This is a genomic window from Streptomyces albicerus, from assembly GCF_008905045.1.
GTDB classification, from domain to species: domain Bacteria; phylum Actinomycetota; class Actinomycetes; order Streptomycetales; family Streptomycetaceae; genus Streptomyces; species Streptomyces albicerus.
Genome location: NZ_VWMY01000064.1, coordinates 20,810 through 27,570 on the forward strand (window position 1 = coordinate 20,810; position 6,761 = coordinate 27,570).

The window sequence follows — 6,761 nt, forward strand, 5'->3', positions numbered from 1 at the left end:
ACCGTAGATTCGAAGCGCTTGCGCGTCAACGGTTCGCGCAAGCTTTCCCTGCGGGTCGGGTCGAGATCAGCCGAGCCGGATCATGTTCCAGGACAGCGGCTCCAGCGTGGCGCCGAGCGTGCCGTCCTGGAGGGTCGTGCCCGTGACCTCGTGCGGTACGACGCGCTCGGGATCGTCGAGCGTGTTACGGGCCTCGGGGTCCGCGTCGGCGACGGCGCTGTGCTCGACGACCGTCGTCAGGCCGAGCGAGCCGAGGGCCACCTCCAGCGGCAGCGCCTCCGTCCGGCTGCGGTTGACCGCGAAGACGGTGACCGAGCCGTCCTCGCCGCGCACGGCCGTGGCGTGCAGCAGGTCCGTCTCGCCGTACTTCTTCGTCTCGTACGTCGGCGAGTCCACCCGTACGTCGAGGACCTGGCCGCGCCCGTACCGCGAGGCCTGTGCGAACGGGAAGAACGTCGTCTGCCGCCAGGCCGGGCCGCCCGGCTCGGTCATGATCGGCGCGATGACGTTGACGAGCTGAGCGAGGCAGGCGACGGTGACACGGTCCGCGTGCCGCAGCAGGGCGATGAGGAGCGAGCCGAAGACGACCGCGTCCATCACGCTGTAGTTGTCCTCGAGCAGTCGCGGGGCCTCCGGCCAGTCCAGCGGGTCGGACTTGGCGGACTCCTCCCACTCGTTCAGGTACCAGACGTTCCACTCGTCGAAGGAGAGGTTGATCTTCTTCTTGGACTTGAGCTTCGCGCCCACGTGGTCGCAGGTCGCGACGACGTTCTCGATGAAGGACTCCATGTCGACGGCGGAGGCGAGGAAGGAGTCGAGGTCGCCGTCGGTCGGCCAGTAGTAGGCGTGCAGCGAGACGTAGTCGACGAGGTCGTACGTCTCCGCCAGGACCGTCGCCTCCCACTCGGCGAACGTCGGCATGCCCTGGCTGGAGGAGCCGCAGGCGACCAGCTCGACGGAGGGGTCGATCTGGCGCATGGCGCGCGCGGTCTCGGCGGCGATGCGGCCGTACTCCTCGGCGGTCTTGTGGCCGGTCTGCCAGGGCCCGTCCATCTCGTTCCCGAGGCACCACAGTTTGATGCCGAACGGATCCTTGTCGCCGTGTGCGGCCCGCTGGTCCGAAAGGGCCGTGCCGGAGGGGTGGTTGGCGTACTCCTGGAGTTCCAGGGCCTCCGCCACTCCCCTGGTCCCGAGGTTGACCGCCATCATCGGCTCGGCCTGCGGGCCGATCTTCTTCAGGAAGGCGATGTACTCGGAGAGGCCGAAGCGGTTGGTCTCCGTCGACCGCCAGGCGAGGTCGAGCCGGCGGGGCCGCTCCTCGGCGGGTCCGACCGAGTCCTCCCACTTGTAGCCGGAGACGAAGTTGCCGCCGGGGTAGCGGACGGCGGTGACGCCGAGTTCGCGGACGAGTTCCAGGACGTCCGTGCGCAGGCCCGCTTCGTCGGCGGCGGGGTGGCCGGGCTCGAAGATGCCGGTGTAGACGCAGCGGCCGAGGTGTTCGACGAAGGATCCGAAGAGTCGGGGATTGACCTTGCCGATGGTGAAGGCGGGGTCGAGGGTGAAGCGGGCGGTGTGCATGGGCGCCTTTCGGGGAGGGTGGTTCTGATTCATTGGCTACTGCGGGTCGCCTTGGGCCGGTCGAGCCCACGCGGCGAAGCCGCATGTCCCAGCGCCGCGAACCCGAAGCTCCCCGCGACGGTCAACCCGCCCACTCCGGTGAGCAGTTGCCTGCGATTCAGGACAGGTCGTCCCATATACCCGCCTACCGTTCGACATAACGGATCATGCTCGTAACTTCGAACGGACCGTAAAATCGGAGCGCTTCCGCGTCAATGGGCAACGCAAGATTCGAGAGTTTCGAAAGCAGGGCGAGAGGCCCGAGGGCATGACCACGGGGTCAGGGCAGGAGTGTGGGGTCGAGGGCATGAATACGGGGTCGACGCGGCGTCGGGCACGCCGCGTCGAACCCGTCACCTCACTGGGCTGTCAGCCCGCGAACGCCGGCTGCGCGAGTCCCTTCCCCGCGCCCGGAATCACCAGTACCGAGCCCGAGAGCGGGTGCGGGGCGTCCAGGCCCGTGCGGGCCGTGGTGATGTAGAGGTCGGTCAGGTCCGGGCCGCCGAAGGCGCAGGCCGTGGGACGGATGGTGGGGAGCTCCACAACCCGGTCCAGCTCGCCGGACGGCGTGTAGCGGCGGACCGCGCCGCCGTCCCAGAGCGCGACCCAGACGCAGCCCTCGGCGTCGACGGTGAGGCCGTCGGGGAAACCCGCGTCCTCCCCGATGATCGCCAACTGCCGCCGGTTGGTGACCTGCCGGCCGTCGAAGTCGAAGACGTCGACACGGCGCGTCGGTGAGTCGATGTAGTACATCAGGCGGCCGTCGGGGCTCCAGCCCGTGCCGTTGCTCACCGCCACGTCGTCGAGGACCGTCTCGACCGTGCCGTCGGGCGCGATACGGGAGAGGGTGCCGCCGCCCGGCGCCTCGTCGTAGCGCATGGTGCCCGCCCAGAGGGAGCCGTCGGGCGCGACCGCCGCGTCGTTGGCGCGGCGGCCGGGGACGACCTCCCGGTGCAGCCACCGAAAGCTTTCGAAGCCGCCTTCGGAGCCCGGACCGTCCGGACCGTAGAGCCCCACGCCGTCACGGAGGTTGACGACCAGGCCCCCGCCCACGCGCGGCTTCGCGGCGCCCACGTGCTGCTCGGTGGCCATGACCGTGCGGCGGCCGGAGACCGGGTCGTACGTGTGGACCCTGGACCCGAGGATGTCGATCCAGATCAGCCGCTGGGCCTCGGCGTCCCATGTGGGGCCTTCGCCCAGGGCCGCCGCCGCGCGGACGGCCACCTCGTACGTGTACGTCATCCCACGCTCCGGTGGCCGAGCCGCTCCGACAGCTCGGCGGCGCCCTTCGCGGCGAGCTGCTCCAGCTCGGTGCGGCGCTCGTCGCTCCAGCGGATCATCGGCACGGAGATGGAGAGCGCGGCCACGACCTGGCCCGTGCGGTCGCGCACCGGCGCGGCGACACAGCTGACGTCGGGGTTCGACTCCCGGCTCTCCACCGCGACGCCGCGGGCGCGGATCTCGGTGAGGGCCTCGCGCAGGGCGGCCGGGTCGGTGATGCTGTTCGGCGTCATCCTGACCAGGTCGGCGTCGTCGGGGATCCGCGCGGTCAGCTCGGGGTCGGGGAGCGAGGCGAGCAGCATCTTGCCCACGGAGGTGCAGTGGGCGGGCAGCCGGCGGCCCGCGGCGGACACCATGCGCACCGCGTGCGTGGAGTCGACCTTGGCGATGTAGATGACGTCCGTGCCCTCCAGGATCGCCACGTGCACGGTCTCATCGCAGGTCTCCGCGACGGACCGGGCGACCTGCTGGCCCTCGGCCGCGAGGTCCAGCTGCTCGGAGTATCGGCTCCCGAGCTGGTACGGGCGCACGCCGAGCCGGTAACGTCCCGGCTGACCCGGTACGGGCGTGATGTACGAACGGGCGGCAAGTGTCGTCACCAGTTCATGCACGGTGGTGCGCGGCAGCTGGAGCTTGCGCACGATGTCGGGGGCGGAGAGCGTGCCGTCCCCGTCGAGGAAGAGCTCGAGTATGTCGAGAGCCCTGGTTACGGCAGGTACTAGGCGTCCCACAACTGGCCCCCTCCCTTGTGTTCGAAATTTCAACAGACGATCGGCATAGCGAACACAGGCTACTCATAGTGGTTACGGGCGGGCAATGGCCTTGCGACAACGGCCGTAACCGGCGAGTGAACGGCCGTCGCGGGTGGGCGGGCGGCCGTCACGGGTGGGTGGGCGCGAAAAAGACCGTCAGCGCCGGGCGCGAGGGTCTCCCAGCTCCCCCCGAAGCCGCTGAGCCCGCAGCACCAGCTCCAGCTCGAAGCGGCGGTCCGGATCATCGATCTCGTCGCCCCAGAGCTCGCGGATCTGCCGAAGGCGATATCGCACGGTCTGCGGGTGGACCCCGAGCCGGGCGGCCACCTCGGGCGCCCCGCCCCGCGTCTCCAGCCAGGCCAGCAGTGTCTCCGCGAGCCGGCGCCCGTGCGTGGGACCGCAGTGGGCGAGCGGTTCCAGGCATCGCAGCGCCAGGTCGTCGATCAGTTCCTCGGGCTGCAGCAGGACCAGGGCCTCCGTGTGCTCGGTGCAGTACAGCACCTCACCCGGCGGCAGCAGCCCCCGCTCCATGAGGCGTACCGCCGCCTCGGCCCAGCGCAGCGACTTCGCCGCGTCGTTCAGCGGCACGGGCGGGCCGATCGCGCCCGCCCAGCCCGTGAGCGCCCGGTGCAGCAGTTCCGGGCGCCCGGCGGCGTCCGGCTCGGGCACGACCATCCGGGGCTGCTCGCACTCCATGTCCAGCAGTACGCCCTGTCCCACGGCGGGAGCGACGGCCTCCCGGGCTGGCCGCAGCAGCACGCCCACCGCGACCTTGCCGGGCAGCGGCCAGCCGATCCGGGCGGCCCGCTCGGAGAGCGCCTCGGCCGGGTCGCCCCGGTGGTGCTCGGCGAGCAGCAGCTCCATCAGCCGGCGTTGCAGGCGCAGGCGCTCCCCGGCCTGCCGGGCGGCGGCCTCGGCGTAACCGCGTACGGACTGGTCGACGAGGCCGTCCAGGTACTCGTATCCGGCGTCGACCAGCTCGTACATCGCGGGCGGCGGGATGTCCACGCGCTGCCCGATCTCGGCGAAGCGGCGCCAGGCGAGCCGTACGCCGAGCCGGTAGATCGCCTGGAGCGAGTCGAGGCTGCGGCCGTGCAGGCCCTCGCCGCGGCCGAACTCCTGGAACACCTCGGGGTGGACGCGCGGGCGGCCCTCGGCGGTCTCCAGGTGCTGGACGAACACCTCGATGGCCCGGCGGATCCCGATCAGCGCCATCGGCTCGCCGGAGTCGTCGAGCACAACGGGCAGGTGGGGGTATTCGCGACGTATCTCCTGAAGGATCTCCTCGGCGAGCACGGGTGCCTCGGCCATGGCGAGCGCCGCGAACTGCCGCACCTGGAGGCGCGGCACGTCGTGCCAGGCCGAGCGCACGGTGACGGGTCCCTGGCGAAGGGCCATGGTCAGCGCTCCTGGCCGGCCGTCTCATAGGTGACGAGCGGCGTGTTCGGCTGGTCGGGCGTCGCGTTGAGCAACGCGACGATACCGAGGGCGGCGCCCACGGCGAGCACGGCGGCGGCCGCGACGGTCAGCAGGGCGGCGAGCAGTCTGGGCATCGTGGGTCAGCCTCTCTGTCGGAGGTCGTCCCCACCCCGGTGCACCCACGCTTACGGCTCGCGGGTCCCAGCCCTGTTCACCGGCCCCGTCCGGCGAGCCCCAGTCTCGACAACGCATTGACACTTCGTCAAGGGTGCGCCTACGGTTCCCGGCCCATACCGCACGTGCACCCTCCCCCACCGTGCCGGCACACCCCCGTGCCGTGTCACCACGAGCCCCTGGAGTGCCCGGATGCGCCGGACAGCCTCACCTCTCTCACTGATCCTGCTGGGCCTCGGCATCTTTCTCCTCGTACTGGCTCCGATGCTGGCGTGGTACGTGCAGCCGCGGGCCGCCGTGAACCCCATCGACATCGACACGACCGCGATCTACAAGGGCGCGGGCAGCGTCTTCGACGTCGACAAAGTCGAGACCGTGCCCGACACGCCGATCACCATCACCCAGCGGGTGCGCGGCGACGTCTCCGACAGCGAGCGCAGCGGGAGGGCGGTCTGGGACGTGACGACCACGGTCGACACGAACAAGACGCTGCCCGCGGCCGACCCGCACGACGCACTGGACTTCACACCGCACCGGTATGTCACCGACCGTAGGACCAACCAGCCGGTGCACTGCTGCGAGGAGAAGCCCTACATCGAGGGCGAGGCCTACCTCAAGTTCCCCTTCGACGTGCAGAAACGCTCGTACCGCTGGTGGGACAACACCCTCGGGAACACGGTCACTCTGCGTTACCGCGGTGTCAAGAAGATCCACGGGTACGAGGGTTACCGCTTCACCGGAACCGTCCCCGCCGCCAAGACCGGGACCCGGCTGGTGCCGGGCGCGATCATCGGTGAGCCCGAGCGCGGCGACGTGCTCGCCGAGGAGTGGTACGCCAACCACGGCGTCGAGCTGGTCGTCGACCAGAGCACCGGCCGGGTGCTCTACGCGCAGACCGGCCCGCGCCGGACGCTGCGCGCTCCCGGCGGCGAGAAGGACGCCGCGGTGCTCCTGGACGCCGAGAAGGTGGCTTTCACCACGGCCACGCAGAAAGCCGCCGTGGACCAGGCCAAGACCGACAGCGGTCAGCTGCGCATGGTGGGGAAGACGTTGCCGGTCGGGGCTGGTGTGGCGGGCTTCGTCCTCGCACTTGTGGGGGTCGTTTTGGTCGTACGCGGGCGTCCGCATCCCGATACGTCCGAGAGCTCCCAGCAGCCGCTCACAATGTGATGAGACGTCAGCTCGATAAAGCCCCGAAATTGTCACTTCGGTGAGTAGCAGCATCGAACCAGCGGGCGAAAACTATCCACCCCACCCGAACACAGCCCGACCACATCCCCATCACAGCCGGCCCTCATCACCCCCACAGATCCGCAGATCCACAGATCCATACGGATTCGCTGCGCGGGAACCTCAGGACTCCCGCACCGCGAGTCCCCTCCGGATCGATACGTATTCGCTCCGCGGGGACACGGAACACGCAGGGCACCCCGCCCCGCACCGCGACAACTGACATGTCCACACCTCGACCTCGACCGATCCGCACCGGGAGACCCTCGAAAGCAACCCGCACCGAGC

Annotated in this window: 6 protein-coding genes; 1 reads left to right on the plus strand and 5 read right to left on the minus strand. The window is 70.2% G+C overall.

Annotation, left to right across the window (positions count from 1 at the left end; translation table 11 throughout):
- Positions 1-66: 66 nt before the first annotated feature.
- The 5 genes from arfA to GAS53_RS55575 form a co-directional block, all read right to left on the minus strand.
- Entirely contained in the window at positions 67-1,578 is a 1,512-nt protein-coding gene (arfA, locus tag GAS53_RS42260; RefSeq protein ID WP_151483088.1) for an arabinosylfuranosidase ArfA, read from the minus strand.
- A gap of 408 nt (positions 1,579-1,986) precedes the next feature.
- A complete protein-coding gene (locus GAS53_RS42265; protein WP_151483089.1) occupies positions 1,987-2,859 on the minus strand; it encodes an SMP-30/gluconolactonase/LRE family protein in 873 nt (290 codons plus the stop codon).
- Entirely contained in the window at positions 2,856-3,629 is a 774-nt protein-coding gene (locus tag GAS53_RS42270) for an IclR family transcriptional regulator (protein WP_151483090.1), read from the minus strand. Before GAS53_RS42270 ends, GAS53_RS42265 begins: the two co-directional genes overlap by 4 nt.
- Before the next feature lie 177 nt (positions 3,630-3,806).
- Entirely contained in the window at positions 3,807-5,048 is a 1,242-nt protein-coding gene (locus GAS53_RS42275) for a PucR family transcriptional regulator (protein ID WP_151483091.1), read from the minus strand.
- A 2-nt stretch (positions 5,049-5,050) separates the two neighbouring features.
- Positions 5,051-5,203: a hypothetical protein gene (locus GAS53_RS55575; protein ID WP_192583513.1), complete on the minus strand. Its 153-nt coding sequence runs from the start codon at positions 5,201-5,203 to the stop codon at positions 5,051-5,053.
- 232 nt (positions 5,204-5,435) lie between these two features.
- On the opposite strand from GAS53_RS55575, the gene GAS53_RS42280 reads away from it, so the two are divergent.
- Positions 5,436-6,413, plus strand: a complete 978-nt coding sequence (locus tag GAS53_RS42280; protein ID WP_151483092.1) for a DUF3068 domain-containing protein — start codon at positions 5,436-5,438, stop codon at positions 6,411-6,413.
- Positions 6,414-6,761 lie beyond the last annotated feature (348 nt).

What these genes read in the sequence shown, in the direction of transcription:
- arfA (WP_151483088.1), bottom strand. Translation starts at nt 1,578, where the DNA reads ATGCACACCGCCCGCTTCACCCTCGACCCCGCCTTCACCATCGGCAAG.
- GAS53_RS42265 (WP_151483089.1), bottom strand. Translation starts at nt 2,859, where the DNA reads ATGACGTACACGTACGAGGTGGCCGTCCGCGCGGCGGCGGCCCTGGGC.
- GAS53_RS42275 (WP_151483091.1), bottom strand. Translation starts at nt 5,048, where the DNA reads ATGGCCCTTCGCCAGGGACCCGTCACCGTGCGCTCGGCCTGGCACGAC.
- GAS53_RS55575 (WP_192583513.1), bottom strand. Translation starts at nt 5,203, where the DNA reads ATGCCCAGACTGCTCGCCGCCCTGCTGACCGTCGCGGCCGCCGCCGTG.
- GAS53_RS42280 (WP_151483092.1), top strand. Translation starts at nt 5,436, where the DNA reads ATGCGCCGGACAGCCTCACCTCTCTCACTGATCCTGCTGGGCCTCGGC.